The 15,635-nt window shown below is 46.0% G+C and carries 17 protein-coding genes and 1 pseudogene; 7 read left to right on the top strand and 11 right to left on the bottom strand.

Annotated features, from left to right (window positions below):
- Positions 1-55: 55 nt before the first annotated feature.
- The 6 genes and pseudogenes from QA442_RS16870 to QA442_RS16850 form a co-directional block, all read right to left on the bottom strand.
- Positions 56-1,150 (bottom strand): acetyl-CoA C-acyltransferase, encoded by a 1,095-nt coding sequence (locus QA442_RS16870; protein ID WP_095432684.1) that lies wholly within the window; start codon positions 1,148-1,150, stop codon positions 56-58.
- A complete protein-coding gene (locus tag QA442_RS16865) occupies positions 1,147-2,586 on the bottom strand; it encodes an acyl-CoA synthetase (protein WP_095432683.1) in 1,440 nt (479 codons plus the stop codon). Before QA442_RS16865 ends, QA442_RS16870 begins: the two co-directional genes overlap by 4 nt.
- 6 nt (positions 2,587-2,592) lie before the next feature.
- Positions 2,593-3,153, bottom strand: a complete 561-nt coding sequence (locus QA442_RS16860; protein ID WP_071582268.1) for a biotin transporter BioY — start codon at positions 3,151-3,153, stop codon at positions 2,593-2,595.
- Positions 3,154-3,286: 133 nt separating this feature from the next.
- The gene (locus QA442_RS22245; protein WP_390626372.1) at positions 3,287-4,084 is read right to left on the bottom strand and encodes a methyl-accepting chemotaxis protein; all 798 of its coding nucleotides are present in this window, start codon (positions 4,082-4,084) and stop codon (positions 3,287-3,289) included.
- Positions 4,085-4,090: 6 nt separating this feature from the next.
- Positions 4,091-4,468, bottom strand: a pseudogene (hemAT, locus tag QA442_RS22240) (heme-based aerotactic transducer HemAT); the annotation flags it as partial.
- Positions 4,469-4,723: 255 nt separating this feature from the next.
- A complete protein-coding gene (locus tag QA442_RS16850) occupies positions 4,724-6,253 on the bottom strand; it encodes an FAD-dependent oxidoreductase (RefSeq protein WP_095432682.1) in 1,530 nt (509 codons plus the stop codon).
- A gap of 111 nt (positions 6,254-6,364) precedes the next feature.
- Here QA442_RS16850 and QA442_RS16845 point away from each other — a divergent pair, with 111 nt between their 5' ends.
- A complete protein-coding gene (locus QA442_RS16845) occupies positions 6,365-7,222 on the top strand; it encodes an SDR family oxidoreductase (RefSeq protein ID WP_014663440.1) in 858 nt (285 codons plus the stop codon).
- Positions 7,223-7,248: 26 nt separating this feature from the next.
- On the opposite strand, the gene QA442_RS16840 is transcribed toward QA442_RS16845, so the two are convergent.
- Positions 7,249-7,482 (bottom strand): IDEAL domain-containing protein, encoded by a 234-nt coding sequence (locus tag QA442_RS16840; protein ID WP_071582266.1) that lies wholly within the window; start codon positions 7,480-7,482, stop codon positions 7,249-7,251.
- Between the two features lie 292 nt (positions 7,483-7,774).
- Here QA442_RS16840 and comK point away from each other — a divergent pair, with 292 nt between their 5' ends.
- Positions 7,775-8,353 carry a competence transcription factor ComK gene (gene comK, locus QA442_RS16835; RefSeq protein ID WP_095432681.1) on the top strand — a complete coding sequence of 193 codons (579 nt, stop codon included), beginning with the start codon at positions 7,775-7,777 and terminating at the stop codon, positions 8,351-8,353.
- Positions 8,354-8,397: 44 nt separating this feature from the next.
- On the opposite strand, the gene QA442_RS16830 is transcribed toward comK, so the two are convergent.
- Positions 8,398-9,297, bottom strand: coding sequence for an SDR family oxidoreductase (locus QA442_RS16830; protein WP_095432680.1), 900 nt, complete (start codon positions 9,295-9,297; stop codon positions 8,398-8,400).
- A gap of 215 nt (positions 9,298-9,512) precedes the next feature.
- On the opposite strand from QA442_RS16830, the gene QA442_RS16825 reads away from it, so the two are divergent.
- Positions 9,513-9,782 carry an excalibur calcium-binding domain-containing protein gene (locus tag QA442_RS16825; protein ID WP_014663444.1) on the top strand — a complete coding sequence of 90 codons (270 nt, stop codon included), beginning with the start codon at positions 9,513-9,515 and terminating at the stop codon, positions 9,780-9,782.
- A gap of 43 nt (positions 9,783-9,825) precedes the next feature.
- Here the strand turns inward: QA442_RS16825 and QA442_RS16820 are convergent, their stop codons facing one another.
- The 3 genes from QA442_RS16820 to QA442_RS16810 form a co-directional block, all read right to left on the bottom strand.
- Entirely contained in the window at positions 9,826-11,295 is a 1,470-nt protein-coding gene (locus tag QA442_RS16820) for a sodium:solute symporter family protein (RefSeq protein WP_095432679.1), read from the bottom strand.
- Positions 11,292-11,492 (bottom strand): DUF3311 domain-containing protein, encoded by a 201-nt coding sequence (locus QA442_RS16815; protein ID WP_003224377.1) that lies wholly within the window; start codon positions 11,490-11,492, stop codon positions 11,292-11,294. Before QA442_RS16815 ends, QA442_RS16820 begins: the two co-directional genes overlap by 4 nt.
- Positions 11,493-11,701: 209 nt before the next feature.
- Positions 11,702-12,064, bottom strand: a complete 363-nt coding sequence (locus tag QA442_RS16810; RefSeq protein WP_069149320.1) for a YhjD family protein — start codon at positions 12,062-12,064, stop codon at positions 11,702-11,704.
- A gap of 152 nt (positions 12,065-12,216) precedes the next feature.
- On the opposite strand from QA442_RS16810, the gene QA442_RS16805 reads away from it, so the two are divergent.
- The 4 genes from QA442_RS16805 (at position 12,217) to QA442_RS16790 (ending at position 15,631) form a co-directional block, all read left to right on the top strand.
- On the top strand, positions 12,217-12,840 hold the full coding sequence (locus tag QA442_RS16805) for a TVP38/TMEM64 family protein (protein WP_014663448.1): 624 nt from the start codon (positions 12,217-12,219) through the stop codon (positions 12,838-12,840).
- Position 12,841: 1 nt separating this feature from the next.
- A complete protein-coding gene (gene lepB / locus QA442_RS16800; RefSeq protein ID WP_014663449.1) occupies positions 12,842-13,348 on the top strand; it encodes a signal peptidase I in 507 nt (168 codons plus the stop codon).
- 179 nt (positions 13,349-13,527) lie between these two features.
- Entirely contained in the window at positions 13,528-15,027 is a 1,500-nt protein-coding gene (locus QA442_RS16795; protein ID WP_095432678.1) for a monooxygenase, read from the top strand.
- A gap of 76 nt (positions 15,028-15,103) precedes the next feature.
- A complete protein-coding gene (locus tag QA442_RS16790; RefSeq protein ID WP_014663451.1) occupies positions 15,104-15,631 on the top strand; it encodes a MarR family transcriptional regulator in 528 nt (175 codons plus the stop codon).
- The last annotated feature ends 4 nt before the right edge of the window (positions 15,632-15,635 follow it).

Raw genomic sequence — 15,635 nt, 5'->3', positions numbered from 1 at the left:
ACTTTATTCATATTGCTATTATACTAAATCGAAAGCGTGCGTCCTATGAAAAAGCCTATGCAAGCACTTCAAATAATAAAGCCAGTCCGATTCCGCCGCCGCTTCCGATGGCTGCAACCGCATATTGACAGTCTGTCCGTCTTTTCGCTTCATAAAACAATCTGGTTACCAGAGCTGCACCTGATGCACCGTATGGATGGCCAAGAGCTAATGCGCCGCCGCGCACATTGATTTTTGAAAAGGGAATGCCGAGTTCTTGCGAGCAGACACAAATTTTGACGGCAAAGGCTTCATTGATTTCAAATAAATCGATATCATCAGGGGTTACATCGTGTGTATGTAAGAGCTGTCGGATCGCATCAACCGGTGCCGCGGGCGGATAGTTGGGGTGAATACCGCTGACAGCGCTGCCGATAAACCGAAGCACAGGCTTAAGTCCGAGAGCTGCCGCTTTTTCCTCTTCCATTACTAAAAGAGCGGCTGCTCCGTCTGCTATGCCGCTGCTGTTGGCTGCTGTGACTGTTCCGGAGCTGGTGTCGAAAACCGGCTTTGCACGGGGAATAATTGCTTTTATCGGCCGCGTCTTCAAAAATGCTTCGTCCGTATCCAATTCCCCGAGAGCAACAATTTCTTCACGGTAGAATCCTTCATCATGCGCGTTCCTGCTGCGTTGATGGCTGAGAAGCGCGTACTCATCCTGCATGCTTCTGCTGATGGAATAGCGTGCCGCTGTATATTCTGCGGCAATGCCCATGTCGGGATCGCCGATCGCATCTGGAGAAAAGCGGGCCCGTTCTGAAAAAGGGGATTGGCTGCTGCTTTCTGAGCCGCCCGCGATATACATCGTGCCGGCTCCCGCTTGAACGAGGCTGCAGGCATAGCGTACGGCTTCAAGACCTGAGCCGCACTGTCTGTCAATTGTCATCCCGGGAACCGATAGAGGCAGTCCGGCTTGAAGGGCTGACAGTCTGGCGAGGTTGCCGCCTCTGCCGGTAGCGTTTCCTAGAATGACCTCGTCAATTTGATCCTCTAGCTTTCGGCTGAGACAACGGATGATGGGAGCCGCCAAATCCTCCGGCAGGAAAGGCTTCAGCAGTCCATTTTGTTTTCCGAAGATCGTTCGTTTTGCATCAACAATAACCGCATTCATTTATACTGTACACCCTCTTCCAGCCATTTCTTCACTCTGGAACGGGCAATTTTTCCGCTGCTCGTTTCCGGCAAGCTGTCTGCAAACACCCATTTTTTCGGGATTTTATAGGAGGCTAATTTCTGTTTACACCAGGCTTTCAGCTTTCTGGCATTAGCGCTTCCACGAATGACAGCTACAGCGATTTCTCCCCAATACTCGTCCGGCATTCCAACGACAGCCGCGTTTTCAACCTCTGGGCAGGAGAGTAGCACACGTTCAACTTCTTCTGGGAAAATATTTAATCCTCCGTACACGATCATCCCGTTTTCTCTTCCTGATATGTATAGAAAGCCTTCCTCATCAACGCAGCCCATATCATCCACTGTCATCCATTCATCTGGTGTGCTGCCGTTCACATAGCCGGAAAACCGCATCGGGCTTTTGACAAATATTTTTCCGATTTCTCCTGGCTGGCAGCGTTCTCCTTTGGCGCCGCGGATTTCGATCTGGACATTATGAAAAGGGCGGCCGGCTGAATGCGGCTTCCGTTTGCTGTCTTCCGGTGAAGAAAACGTCACAAAACTAAGCTCTGAAGTGCCGTAAAAATCGTACAGCCTGAGATGGGGCCATATAGCGGCAAGCTTTTTCTTGGATTCTGCCGGCCAGTCTGCACCAGATGAAATGATTTTAAGAGGGCTGTCGGGAAAGCCCTCGATCCGGGTGAGTGCGTCTGTCATTGTAGGTACGGTATAAAGAACACTGACGGCTTCACGGTTCAGCCATTCCTTTGTCTGGGCAGGAGAAAACTTATTCAGCAAACAAACCGTTCCCCCGAGATATAAAGTGCTGACTGCCCCATATAAAAAGTGAGAGGATATTAACGTTCCGGGAATCAATACCGTGTCATCTGATGAGATCGAAAAATCTGTTTCTGTACAGGTAAAGCTCTCTATCCATGAGCGGTGAGAGCGCGTAAAGGCCTTTGGTTTTCCTGTCGAGCCTGACGTGAATCCCATGTAAAAGGGGTGCTCCGGGTCAATGATAGGTAAGGGAGCAGCGGATTCCTCTTCAATATTTGCCATACAGTTATCCAGCAAAACAACGGGTGTCTTGCTATGTATCAGTTTGTTTTTGTAAAAGGCTGAAGTAACCACTAGATCCGCATCGCTTATGGATAGCCTCTCCATACATTCAGCCGGGCTCCAGCGTGTGTCGAGGGGAATGGCCGTGCATCCAGCCGCTGCGGCTCCGGCAAACAGCTGTAAAAACGCCAGACTATTTGGGAGCAAAAATGCCACACGATTCGGCATGCTTGGCTGTGACCGCAGCCAATTGGCGGTTTGGGAGACAAGCCGATCCCAATCTTGGTACGTGATTTGCTCCGATTCAGTTAGGATCGCTACACGGCCGGGCGATGTTTCGGCAGTAGATGAATAGGTATGAGTAATTGTCATGCAGTGTCATCCTCCTTTTGTAAACATCGTATCAGAAAGAGACAAGGCTTGAGTGATTTTTATTGCCAGGAATGCAGATACAGCCGCTTTTATCAAATCACCGGGCACATATGCAAGACTCATGAAGGCGGCCTGTGACAAATCAATATGCATCATAAAAGCTTGTACCGGTATACCAAGCAAATAAATAAAGATAATGCCGAATGCGAGATGTGTGAAAAAGAGACGCGCTACTGTCACCTTTCGCAGTCTGTTAGCGGCTAAACTGATCAGCCATGAAGCGAGGGGATAAGCGATCAAAAAACCTGCGCTCGGTCCGAAAAACACACCAAAACCGCCTCGTCCGCCAGGCAACAGCGGCGCTCCGAAGGCGACGAGGAGCAAAAAGACAAGCTGGCTTAAGAAAGCAGACTTTGGCTTGAGGATGCTGCCTGCCAGCATGACACCAAGCGTTTGCAATGTAATCGGAACGGGTGTAAAGGATAAGAAGAGAGGGGGGATAAAGCCGAGCACTGCCATCAGTGCGGTGAAAATAGCAATATGCATCATGTCGATTAATTTCAGCATTGTGAATCCTCCAAACAGTAATCAAATATGGTTATACAATAAATGCAGGCTATTATTATGTCAACTTATTTTTAAATTAAGTTTACATTATGAACGCAGAAAAACCGGCCGTATGGCAGGCCGGTTATAATGATTATTCTTCTGTCAGGATGACAAGCGAATCAACGGAAGCGGCCACATGGGAAACGGCGCGGCTGACTTCCTGAAGCCCTCCAAGAAAGGCCTGCAGATCGACGTCGATTTTGCCTGATTGCTCTTTGCTGATTTTCATGCTGTGGACGATTTCATCGAATAAGCGGTTAATTTGTGTCATTTTTTCTTTACTTTCGCTGACTAGCTCATTCACGTCCTTGATATGCTTCGATACAATGTTGATTTGTGTATTCGTATTATTCACAAGCTCAGACACAGTAGAGACGGTTTTTTTCGTGTCCTCAGAAAGCTTCCGCACTTCATTTGCCACGACAGCAAAGCCTTTGCCGTGTTCTCCGGCGCGGGCGGATTCAATAGATGCATTGAGCGAGAGAAGGTTTGTTTGTTCAGCTATACCTGTGACGATGCCGAAGATTTTTTCAATTTGCTGCGCGATTTCATCCAGCTTGACCATTTCTTTTTCGATTTGGACAAGGCTTGTGTCAATTTTGTTCATCTGTTTTTGCTGGACTTCTAGCTCTTTTTTCCCGCCGATCGACTTTTCTTCAACAGTGCTGGATGTCACTGTGCCGGCTTTGGATGCTTGAGAAATGCCTTCAGATTTGTCCACAAGCTCTTGAACGGATCTGCTTGTTTCTGAAAACAGATTGGCAATCGATCCAGAGGTTTCTTGAATTTTCTGATGAAGAAGGTTTTTCTTTTCTTCTTGTTCATCACGGGTCTGGCTGTACTCGCTTTGAAATGCTTCAAGGACAAGCTGCTGTTCTAAATTCAAGATTTTTGTTGTCGCTTTAATGGCTTTCAGCAGTTCTTGCTGATTTGTAATAGATGTTTCGTAAATGTCAATCATTGACAAAAGAAGTTCTTGAAACGCGCCCATATACCATTTTGGCAGAAGGCCGATTTTTAAATGGATAGAGGCGATTCGGTTTCGCTTTTCAATGAATTCATCATCGATAACGCCTGCAAACATTTCCTGAATATGCCGTTTTAACGTTTGTTTTAAACGGTCAACTGAGCTGTGATCATTAATGATATCCATCAATGAGCTTTCATGGTCAAGGTTTTTATAAAACGCATCGACGATGAATACGATATTTTCTTGAATTAATGGCTGAAGCTGCTCCAACACGTAAAGCTCAGCATCTCCCAGCCTGACCATTTTGAGCTGTTTTTTGACATCTTCATGTTTGTTTGTGAGCTGGATGCGGTTTTTTTGCTGTCCATTTGAATCAGAAAAGTAAGCAGTTTCTTGTTTTCTCTCTTTTTTAAATAACAATACAATGATCCCCCTTGGGAAAAATATAATTTTTACTTTTTGGCTTTTTAAGCCTTTTACTTTTTTATCGGCCAAGGGAAACATGAATGAAGCTGCAGATGAAAAATATTTGAAAAACCGTTCATTAAAATGAACGGTTTAATCGAGATATATTTGCTTTAATGGTTTAATGGCCGGACCCTCTACAACTTCGCCAGAAGGCTTAAAGCGTGATCCGTGGCACGGACAATCCCATGTATGCTCGCTGTCGTTCCACTCGACCTCGCAGCCTAAATGGGTACAGGTTGTATCAACGAGATGGAGGCAGCCTGCCTCATCCCGAAATGCACCCGCCCGCCTGCCGTTTATGGTAACGGCTTTTCCTTCTCCAGGCGCAATGTCTTCAAATTGGACATCAGGCTTTTCAAGCTTTCCTTTAATTAATTGCTTGGCGACATCGGCATTGTAGGAAATCACTTTCTGCAAACCGGGGTTCAGATGGAACCGGGACGGTGTGAAAATGCTTTCGTAAGGATTATCTTTTTTCTCTACAAGGTCCGATAATAAATTGGCTGCGACCCCCGATGCAGTCATGCCCCATTTTTTGAACCCGGTCGCTACCAGAATATTGTCCTCATTTTCCGACATCGGCCCGATAAACGGGATTTTGTCGATCGTCACAAGATCTTGGGTGGACCAATAATATGGGATGCTTTCGATGCCGATGGTGCTTTCGGCCAGTTGTCTCAGTGTTTCATAATGTGTGGACATGTCTTTTCCCTGGCCTGTTTTATGGCTTACTCCACTAAAGAGAATCAGCTTTTCACCGTTTGCAACCGTATAGCGAAGGGCCACTGACGGCTGATCGATACTCAAATACATGCCCTCGGGATACTCGATCTTCGGCTTGATGGCGAGGACATAAGATCTGTCAGAATACATTCTCGCAGCATATAATCCGCCTCCGTCATAAAAAGGGAAGTGGGAACAGCATATGACAAAGCGGCTCTTAATGGCGTGCTGGCTTTTTGTTATCACTTCGGGCCTTTCGCCTTTTTTGATATCAAGCGCAACGGTCTCTTCATAAATTCGGCCGCCTTTTTGAACAATTTGCTCCAGAAGCGCTTTTAAGTATTGCAGCGGATGAAATTGAGCTTGATTCTTCATGACAAGCGCCAGCTTAGAACCTACAGGAATCGGAAGATCCTTGATAAGGTCTCTTTCAATTCCGAGTTTTGTGTATGCCTCATGCTCAGTACGGATTTTTTGAACAGCATTTTCATTTGCTGTGTAAAGATATGCGTCTTGCTCAACCCATTCACAGTCAATTTGATGTTCATCCACAATTCCTTTTATGTAATCAATTGCATTTTGGTTTGCTTCATAATAAAGCCTCGCATGGTTTAATCCGAAATTGCGGATAAATTCGTCGTATATCATGTCATGCTGTGCGGTAACTTTAGCCGTTGTGTGGGCAGTGGTCCCGTTGAGAACCTGATTTGCTTCAATCAAGACAACACGGAAGCCTCTTTTCGTAAGTTCATATGCCGTTGTAATGCCTGTAATCCCGCCTCCGATAATGGTGACGTCACATTCAGTGTCCTCTTGAAGCGCAGGAAAAGAAGGCAGGTCAGTTGATGTTTTCCAGTATGTTTCAGGTGCTTCCTTTGCAAAATGTTGATTAGCCAAGCCGTTATACCTCCAATCAGATTTATTCTTAATTTTTCCATATTCTATCTTTTCATACATAGGAAGCAGGCATTGTTCATAACATAATAAGGTTGAAAAGGAGTGATTTCATTGGCGAATCAAAAAAAGAAAACATTACCGCCTCAGCACCAGAACCAGCAGCCTGGTTTTGAATATCTCATGGACCCGCGTCCGGTTTTTGATAAGCCGAAGAAAGCGAAAAAATTAGAGGGCAAAACGGCTATTATTACTGGAGGAGACAGCGGAATTGGACGCGCTGTATCGGTGTTATTCGCAAAAGAAGGGGCTAATGTGGTCATTGTATATTTGAATGAACATCAGGACGCCGAGGAAACAAAGCAGTATGTAGAAAAGGAAGGGGTAAAATGCCTGCTGATTGCAGGAGATGTCGGGGATGAAGCGTTTTGCAATGATGTAGTCGGGCGGGCAAGCCAAGCGTTTCCATCCATTGATATATTGGTTAACAATGCAGCTGAGCAGCATGTCCAGCCCAGCATTGAAAAAATCACCAGCCACCAGCTGCTCAGAACCTTCCAAACAAACATTTTTTCCATGTTTTACTTAACAAAGGCAGTGCTGCCTCATTTAAAAAAAGGGAGCTCTATCATTAATACCGCCTCAATTACCGCCTATAAAGGCAATAAAACGCTGATCGATTATTCAGCGACAAAAGGAGCGATCGTTACGTTTACAAGATCCCTTTCCCAGTCGCTTGTTCAGCAGGGCATACGGGTCAATGCGGTGGCACCGGGTCCCATTTGGACACCGCTTATCCCGGCCAGCTTTGCCGCAAAAGACGTGGAAGTGTTTGGTTCAGACGTGCCGATGGAGCGCCCGGGACAGCCGGTCGAAGTGGCGCCAAGCTATTTATACCTAGCCAGCGACGATTCCACATATGTCACAGGACAGACGATTCACGTCAATGGCGGAACAATTGTGAATGGATAATAAAAAGCCAATCCTTAAGGATTGGCTTATTCGCTCTGCTTGAGCGTTGCATATTCTTTAGAGAGCGTCAGAAACGCATCTTTATCTTTTTCGTCCAAGGCTTTGTCGATTTGGTCCGTCAGCATGGCCAGCCGACGCTTATACAAGGATTCATCGAGCACCATTTGAATATAGACATCCGTCATTGTGACATCAAGTTCTTTTGTTTTTTGCGTGTTGCGGGACTTCATGAGCTCAGTGTACGATTTTTTCTCTTTCATAAAGAATCCCCCCAATGCCTTTTTTATAGTATATGGATAACGGTCGAAAAAATCAATAAATTTTTATAATTTTTAGACAACTAATACTTGGCAATCTATCGACATATCCTGCAAAATGCCGTAAACCGGCAAGTCTAATCAAAGTAAAATCGGTTTATTACTAGTCATTTAGTACCATTAAATATCATTAAAAGATGATTTTATCTTAATTGTTAAAAAAACCTGTCGTTTTATAAAAACAGATGATAGATTATTAGTATAAATTTTGCAGAAAAAGGATGGGGGCCAAAATATGAGTCAGAAAACAGACGCACCTTTAGAATCGTATGAAGTGAACGGCGCAACAATTGCCGTGCTGCCAGAAGAAATAGACGGCAAAATCTGTTCCAAAATTATTGAAAAAGATTGTGTGTTTTATGTCAGCATGAAGCCGCTGCAAATTGTCGACAGAAGCTGCCGATTTTTTGGATCAAGCTATGCGGGAAGAAAAGCAGGAACTTATGAAGTGACAAAAATTTCACACAAGCCGCCAATCATGGTGGACCCTTCGAACCAAATCTTTTTATTCCCTACACTTTCTTCGACAAGACCTCAATGCGGCTGGATTTCCCATGTGCATGTAAAAGAATTCAAAGCGACTGAATTCGACGATACGGAAGTGACGTTTTCGAATGGGAAAACGTTGGAGCTGCCGATCTCCTATAATTCGTTCGAGAACCAGGTATACCGAACAGCGTGGCTCAGAACCAAATTCCAAGACAGAATCGACCACCGCGTGCCGAAAAGGCAGGAATTTATGCTGTACCCGAAGGAAGAGCGGACGAAGATGATTTATGATTTTATTTTGCGTGAGCTCGGGGAGCGGTATTAGAAAATAGAAAGGAGCTGACCCACAGGGCAGCTCCTTTCATAAAGCTATGCCGTCGGAATTCCTCCGGTGATGCCATATACCTGAGATGTTACATAGCTTGAATTCTCTGAAGCTAAAAATACATAAACATCCGCCAATTCCGCTGGCTGTCCAGCGCGGTTTAATGGAGCTGGAGGCGTGCCTTGTCCGAATTTCGGGATGTTTTCCGTCGGCTGTCCGCCGGATATTTGCAGCGGTGTCCAAATGGGTCCGGGCGCAACTGAATTCACTCTGATTCCTTTGGAAGCCAGCTGTTTTCCCAGTCCGACGGTAAAGCCGATAATGGCGTTTTTCGTCGCTGCGTAATCTAACAGCATCGGGCTTGGATTGTAGCCTTCAACTGAGGTAGTTGTGATAATTGAAGATCCCTCCGGCAAATACGGAAGCGCCGCTTTTACAACCCAGTAAAGGGAGAAGACGTTCACTTCAAATGTTTTATAGATTTGTTCAGTAGGCAGATCTTCGATGTTTTCGACTGCTTGCTGTTTGCCTGCAACGAGCGCCAGCACATCCAGTCCTCCGAGCTCCTGCTGCGCCTGTTTGACCAGATCCTGGCAAAAGGATTCGTCGCTCAAGTCTCCGGGGATCAGCACTGCTTTTCGACCTTCTGCTTCTATGAGTTCTTTTACCTCTTCAGCATCTGGCTGTTCCTCGGGCAAGTAGTTAATGGCCACGTCGGCGCCTTCTCTGGCGTAAGCGATCGCGGCAGCGCGGCCGATGCCGGAATCGCCGCCGGTGACAAGCGCTTTTCGGCCGATTAGTTTACCTGACCCCTTGTAGCTTTTTTCTCCGCAATCAGGAACAGGCTTCATGTTCTTTTGCAGGCCTGGCGGCTCTTGATATTGTTCAGGAAATTCATCATGAAAAAATGCTTTTATAGGATTCGTAAGGTTTGAATCAGACATCATCAACGCTCCTTTTCTGTTTGGTGTACATTCGTATGTGTACCCCTGAGCATGTAGAGAAAAACATGTGTTGGCAGTTTGAATAGTGAAGGAAAAAGAAAACAAGAAAAACAAACTCTTCTTCCATATTTATCTTGTCAAATAAGACTATATGAATTATGATAAATTCGAGCTATAAATCAACTAAATATTGGGTGTTGGGGGAGTGAATTGTCATGAAAAAGGCGGCGGCGGTTTTGCTGTCACTCGGTCTCGTTTTCGGTTTTTCATACGGAGCTGACCATGTGGCGGAAGCCAAAACAAAAGTGAAGGTCTATAAGAACTGCAAGGAGTTAAACAAAGTATACAAAGGCGGAGTGGCCCGCACATCGAAGGTGAAAAATAAAGGCGGAAAAACGAAGTACAAGCCTTACGTCTCTAAGGACCTTTATGATGCCAATAAAAAGAAAGACCGCGATAAAGATCTTATCGCCTGTGAACGGTAAACAAGAAAAAGCAATCTGGTGTCCAGATTGCTTTTTCTATTGCTTAAGCCGCCTGATCGGCCGCAGCGCTTTTCGCCTTCCTTGTCATAAGGCTGACTGCCGTCATGACCGTGATATTCAAAAGCAGGGCGACGATGCCGACATTCAAGTCTTTTGCGGCTTGCGGCAGCGCCGGAAATAAAGTGCCGATCGTCGTTTCCGTCATTGTAATATAAGTAACTGCTCCAACACCTGCAATAATGCCGGCGAAGGCTCCCTGCTTTGTCACCATATTATGCTTGAACAGGCTGAACAAAAGGGCGGGGAATAGCTGTGTGACAAGGCTGTAGCCCATCAAAAGCAGCGTAACGATGGTATTCCCGCCTTTGAAGGTAAAATACACCGAAATCAGCGCGATCACCGGCACTAAAAACTTAGCAAGCGCCGATACTTGCTGTTCTGTCGTGCGGGGTGCGATTACCTTGTACACATTTTTTGCAAACAGCGTGGAGGCGGACATTAAGATCATAGAGCCTGGCACAAGTGCTGTCAGCAGTCCGGCAGCACCGATAATTCCGACAAACCATGGGTCAAATGCTTGCAGGGACAGTCTCAAAAGCGATAAATCCCCGTCTGCGCCTTTCAGATCTGGAACTTGCAGGATAGCCGCGAAGCCAACGAAAAGGACGAAGAGCAGGACCAGCTGGTACAAAGGCATGATGATGGCGTTTTTGCGAAAGACTTTTGGGTTTTCAGCTGAATACGAAGCGGAAAACGTGTGAGGCCACATGTAAAACCCAAGCGCTGTCAAGAGTACGGTTGAACTGAACCACGCCGTACTTTGTCCTGTTTCGGGCAGTGTAAGAAAGCCAGGCTTTGCCGTTTCAATCTGCTGAAACATGTCTTGAAATCCGCCGTAGTAATGAATTGGCAAATACACACCTAAAAACAGAACGACAACCAGAATCATGATGTCCTTCACAACCGATATCCAGGCTGACCCGTGAATGCCGGAAACCATAACATAAACCGTAATGGAAATGGCACCGATCCAGATGGCGGCGGTCGGGGTGATTTTGCCGTACGAGGTTTCCGATACAATCAGCCCGAGGCCTTTCAGCTGCAGTACAAGATAGGGAATGAGTGCGGCAATGCCGACCAGTGAAACGAGAATGCCAAGCAGCGGACTGTTGTATTTTTTTGTGAAAAAATCAGACTGCGACATTAGTTTATGCTGTTTCGCGTACGTCCAAACTGCCGGAAGAAGCCAGTAAGAAAGGATGTAGGCTAGGCATCCGTAGGCGATGATATAAAAGGCTGGACCGCCCTTTCCGTAGGCCCAGCCGCTGCCGCCGAGAAACGTAAAAGTAGTGTAAATTTCGCCTGCCATCAAAAGGAAGACGAACACAGTTCCGAAGCCGCGTCCTCCGACCGTCCACTGCTCCAGGTTCATGTCTTTTCCTTTTTGGGCGCGTATACCGAGAAAAATACTCAAGAGCAGGACGCCAAAAATGATGATGAGAGCTGCGTTCATTCTGCTTCCTCCTTTTTATTTTCCTTGTCGAGGACATACACAATTGCCATCAGCGCAGAGGTCAAAAGAGCCCACATCACAATATAGGCAAGGATAAACGGCATGCCGAACACATAGGGGGTCACTTTATTTGCAAAAGGGATGCCGAGTAAGATTCCGATAAAGGGCAACGCGGCGAGAACGTGAATCAGTTTCATAAAATCCTCCTTCTCATTAGGATTGGGGGTGTACAAGCCCGGCCGTACTGAAAATGGTGTCGTCGATATGGCAGTACATGTCATATTTCGGGGTGAGAGGCTGTGGTTCGAATTATAAATAAATTTATTTTGTTTGTATAGTGTGAATTGTCTGAAATTTATGATCGGGACCGCCCCGAAGAGGGAACGGACAATATGATTCAAAAGGCTCAGGTCCTGTCCGGGGCAAATAGATAGCATGTTAATAATTCGCTGACCTGCTCACGGATTCGGGGATTAAAATAGCGGTGCTTTTCTTCATAACCATCCATGACAAATACATAGAGCGTAAACGCCTCATCGCGTTCCATCTCGCGGATCGCAATTTTCCTTTTCCTCAGTTCTTTTCTGACCTCTATCAAATCCTTTTGTGCTATTTTTAATGATTCGCTGATAAGCTGTTTATAAGGATGCTTCAATTTTAATGTGCTTTCTTCAATTGCGGCGAGATCACGGTTAAAAATCGTAATGGCCATGGGCAAAAAGAGAGCACGTTCAATTAAATCGTATATTTCCTCTTGCAGATTCGGCATGTTGACTCCTTCCTTCTAAAGGGAACATTTGTTCTATTTGTATTCTATATCGGCTGGTGAAATGTTTCAAGACAGAAAAAAACACCAAAACTTTTTAGTTTTCTGCTGATAATGTGTAGAATAAGGATAGACAAACCCGGTAAGGAGTATAAATGTTGGAGCATTTTTTATCCTATTTGACACAAGAACATTTAACTGAATTATTTCAAAGCTATAGGGCTTTCGGTCCGCTCATAGCTGTGCTGCTGCCTTTAATTGAAGCGTTTCTCCCATTTTTGCCGCTGATCGTGTTTGTGGTGGCGAATACGAACTCGTTTGGCTTATGGGAAGGATTCATCCTGTCCTGGGCAGGGTCAACTGCTGGTTCCATTCTCGTATTTTTGATCGTCCGTCAATACGGACAGAGAAAATTGCTTGGATTTATCCGCAGTCATCCGTCTGTCAGAAAGCTGATGTTATGGGTGGAAAGACACGGCTTCGGCCCCATGTTTCTTCTGCTTTGTTTTCCATTTACACCGTCAGCCGCGGTGAATGTTGTTGCCGGTTTGTCAAGGATCGGAACGCGGCCGTTTATTTTGGCGGCAGCCTCAGGGAAGCTTGTCATGATTTTTATGATCAGCTTCATCGGATATGATCTGCACGCGCTGATTACACAGCCGATTCGAACGGTCATCGCCGTATTGGTGATCACTGTCTTATGGTATGTCGGCAAAAAGGTGGAGCGGCATCTGCATGTAAGAGCCAGTCAGCGTGAGCATGATGGAGGGAGACAGTAACATGAAAAAACGGTTTTTGTTTCTTGCCGGTGTAGTGTCCGTCGTTCTCGCCATTCAGGTTAAAAATGCCGTCTTTATTGATTACAAGGTAGAAGGTGTCAGTATGAACCCGACGTTTCAGGAAGGGAACGAATTGTTGGTCAATAAATTTTCACATCGATTTAAAACCATCCATCGTTTTGACATCGTTCTTTTTAAAGGCCCTGATCATAAAGTGCTGATTAAACGGGTGATCGGCTTGCCCGGTGAAACGATCAAATATCAGGATGATCAGCTGTATGTGAACGGAAAGCAGGTTGCTGAGCCATTTTTGAAGCATTTAAAATCCGTTTCTGCCGGAAGCCATGTAACAGGTGATTTTTCTTTGAAAGATGTGACGGGAACAAGCAAGGTGCCGAAAGGAAAATATTTTGTCGTTGGAGATAATCGCATATACAGCTTCGACAGTCGGCATTTTGGTCCGATAAGAGAAAAAAATATTGTCGGTGTGATTTCTGATGCCGAATAAAAAGACGCTAATTGAAGAGGCGTCTTTTTGTATGCCGTTTGGAAAAATGTGTTGAAGAAAAATTTGTAACGAGCTATAATCAATATTGTTACGTATGTAACAATATTCGTATACTTTTTGATTGGAGGTCCATTTTTATTGGGTTTTGTTCGTTTTTTATGAAACAAAAGGAGTGGTGAATGATGATGAAATATGAAGCAGTGATTATAGGTGGAGGGCCGGTCGGATTTATGCTGGCTTCTGAGCTTGCGATGGCCGGGGTGAAAACATGTGTGATTGAACGGCTTGAAAAACCTGTTCCACATTCCAAAGCGTTGACGCTGCATCCCCGAACGCTGGAGCTCCTTGAGATGAGAGGGATTTTAGAGCGGTTCGTATCCAAGGGAAGCAAGATACCTTCCGGACATTTTTCAATGCTGGATACCCGTCTGGATTTTTCAGGCTTGGATACGAGTTGCCCTTACACGCTTTTGCTCCCGCAGTCCAAAACAGAAAAGCTGCTTGAAGATCATGTACGACGTCTGGGTGCAGAGGTGTTTCGGGGGGCAGAGGCGCTCGCGGTTACGCAAAATGGGGAAGCGGTGCAAACGATTTTTAAGGATCGGGACGGCAGTGTACGGACGATCACAAGTAAGTTTGCCGTTGGTGCCGATGGCGGTGGAAGTACCGTCCGGAAACAGGCTGGAATTGAGTTTCCGGGAACAGACAGTACTGTCACCGCTGCGCTTGGAGATGTGGTGCTCCATTCTCCGCCGCCGTCAGGAGTACTGTCCCTTTGCACAAATGAGGGCGGTGTTATGATTGTTCCGTTATCACCAGGCCAATACCGTGTAGTTGTCGTCAGCCCTTATCGCACACAAACGCCGAAAGATGTGCCGGTGACTGAGGAAGAGCTGAAAGCTGACCTTCTGCGAATTTGCGGGACTGACTTCGGTTTAACCGACCCTTCGTGGATGTCGCGGTTCGGGAACGCCGCGCGCCAAGCGAAACGGTATCGTAACGGCAGAATCTTTCTAGCAGGTGATGCCGCACATATTCATTTTCCAGCGGGCGGGCAAGGATTGAATGTCGGCCTTCAGGATGCGATGAACCTTGGGTGGAAGCTGGCGGCGGCGATCAAGGGCTCTGCGCCTTCATGGCTTTTGGACAGCTACCATGACGAGCGGCACCCGGCAGCTGAAGGGCTCTTGAGGAACACGGAGGCACAGACAAGGCTGATTGATTTTACTCAAGCAGGCCTCCATTTGCGGGGGATGATGTCGGAGCTGCTGGCCTTCCCTGATGTGAATCGATATGTAGCGGGGCAAATTTCTGCGCTCGATGTCAGATATGAAGCTGATCTTATCATGCCGCCGCATCCTTTGAACGGGGCAAGGCTCCCTGATATGGAGCTGATTCTTTCCGACGCCAGTTCGGAATGGCTGTACAGCCTTCTCCGAAACGGGACATTCGTTTTGCTGTCGTTGATGCAGGAAGCTGATGATCATATCAATGTGAAAGGCTTACGAACGGTAAACGCCTCGCTTGCAGAACCGAATGAAAAGTTGCGGGATGTGCATACCATATTGATTCGTCCTGATGGACATGTAGCCTGGGCGGTAGATGCATCAGCGCCCGATTGTGCCGAGGTGATTCAAAAAGGGATCAGCCGCTGGTTTTCCGTCACCAGCCGAGTATAATTCAATTCGATTGTTTCATCTGTAACAAAACGGTATGATAGAAGAAACAATCGAATGAAAAAGGATGGAAAACCCGATGAACACAGATCATACGAAACGCAATCTTTTTGAATTGTATGCGGAGCTCATTCATCAGCAGGAGAAATGGGAGGGGCTTATTAAAGCTTTTTTATCCGACGAATTGAGGAAGCTAGATGTAGAGCACGGGAGTAAATCTCAATTGACGATGACAGAAATTCATGTTCTGTCCTGTGTCGGGGACAATGAACCAATCAATGTCACGTCGATAGCAGAAAAAATGAATACGACAAAAGCGACTGTATCACGCATCAGCACAAAATTGCTCGGCGCAGGCTTCCTGCACAGAACACAGCTCAGCGATAATAAAAAGGAAGTCTACTTCCGATTGACGCCTGCTGGGAAAAAGCTGCACAATTTGCACAAATATTATCATCAGAAGGCTGAACAGCGTTTTCTGTCATTTTTTGACCGCTATACCGAGGAGGAAATTCTTTTTGCGGAACGGCTGTTTCGTGATCTTGTGACAAAATGGTATCCGACGTCAGAAGAAATTGAAGGAGGCCTTCCCGGCATTTTCAAATAAAAAA

This window comes from Bacillus stercoris (genome assembly GCF_029772985.1).
GTDB lineage: Bacteria > Bacillota > Bacilli > Bacillales > Bacillaceae > Bacillus > Bacillus stercoris.
Note: the sequence above shows the minus strand (reverse complement) of the source record. Positions and strands in the feature narration are given on the sequence as shown.

Excerpts from the sequence above, each read along its gene's own strand:
- QA442_RS16870 (WP_095432684.1), bottom strand. The coding sequence starts at position 1,150 with ATGAATGCGGTTATTGTTGATGCAAAACGAACGATCTTCGGAAAACAA.
- QA442_RS16865 (WP_095432683.1), bottom strand. The coding sequence starts at position 2,586 with ATGACAATTACTCATACCTATTCATCTACTGCCGAAACATCGCCCGGC.
- QA442_RS16860 (WP_071582268.1), bottom strand. The coding sequence starts at position 3,153 with ATGCTGAAATTAATCGACATGATGCATATTGCTATTTTCACCGCACTG.
- QA442_RS16840 (WP_071582266.1), bottom strand. The coding sequence starts at position 7,482 with ATGAAAGAGAAAAAATCGTACACTGAGCTCATGAAGTCCCGCAACACG.
- comK (WP_095432681.1), top strand. The coding sequence starts at position 7,775 with ATGAGTCAGAAAACAGACGCACCTTTAGAATCGTATGAAGTGAACGGC.
- QA442_RS16830 (WP_095432680.1), bottom strand. The coding sequence starts at position 9,297 with ATGTCTGATTCAAACCTTACGAATCCTATAAAAGCATTTTTTCATGAT.
- QA442_RS16825 (WP_014663444.1), top strand. The coding sequence starts at position 9,513 with ATGAAAAAGGCGGCGGCGGTTTTGCTGTCACTCGGTCTCGTTTTCGGT.
- QA442_RS16820 (WP_095432679.1), bottom strand. The coding sequence starts at position 11,295 with ATGAACGCAGCTCTCATCATCATTTTTGGCGTCCTGCTCTTGAGTATT.
- QA442_RS16815 (WP_003224377.1), bottom strand. The coding sequence starts at position 11,492 with ATGAAACTGATTCACGTTCTCGCCGCGTTGCCCTTTATCGGAATCTTA.
- QA442_RS16810 (WP_069149320.1), bottom strand. The coding sequence starts at position 12,064 with ATGCCGAATCTGCAAGAGGAAATATACGATTTAATTGAACGTGCTCTC.
- QA442_RS16805 (WP_014663448.1), top strand. The coding sequence starts at position 12,217 with ATGTTGGAGCATTTTTTATCCTATTTGACACAAGAACATTTAACTGAA.
- lepB (WP_014663449.1), top strand. The coding sequence starts at position 12,842 with ATGAAAAAACGGTTTTTGTTTCTTGCCGGTGTAGTGTCCGTCGTTCTC.
- QA442_RS16795 (WP_095432678.1), top strand. The coding sequence starts at position 13,528 with ATGATGATGAAATATGAAGCAGTGATTATAGGTGGAGGGCCGGTCGGA.
- QA442_RS16790 (WP_014663451.1), top strand. The coding sequence starts at position 15,104 with ATGAACACAGATCATACGAAACGCAATCTTTTTGAATTGTATGCGGAG.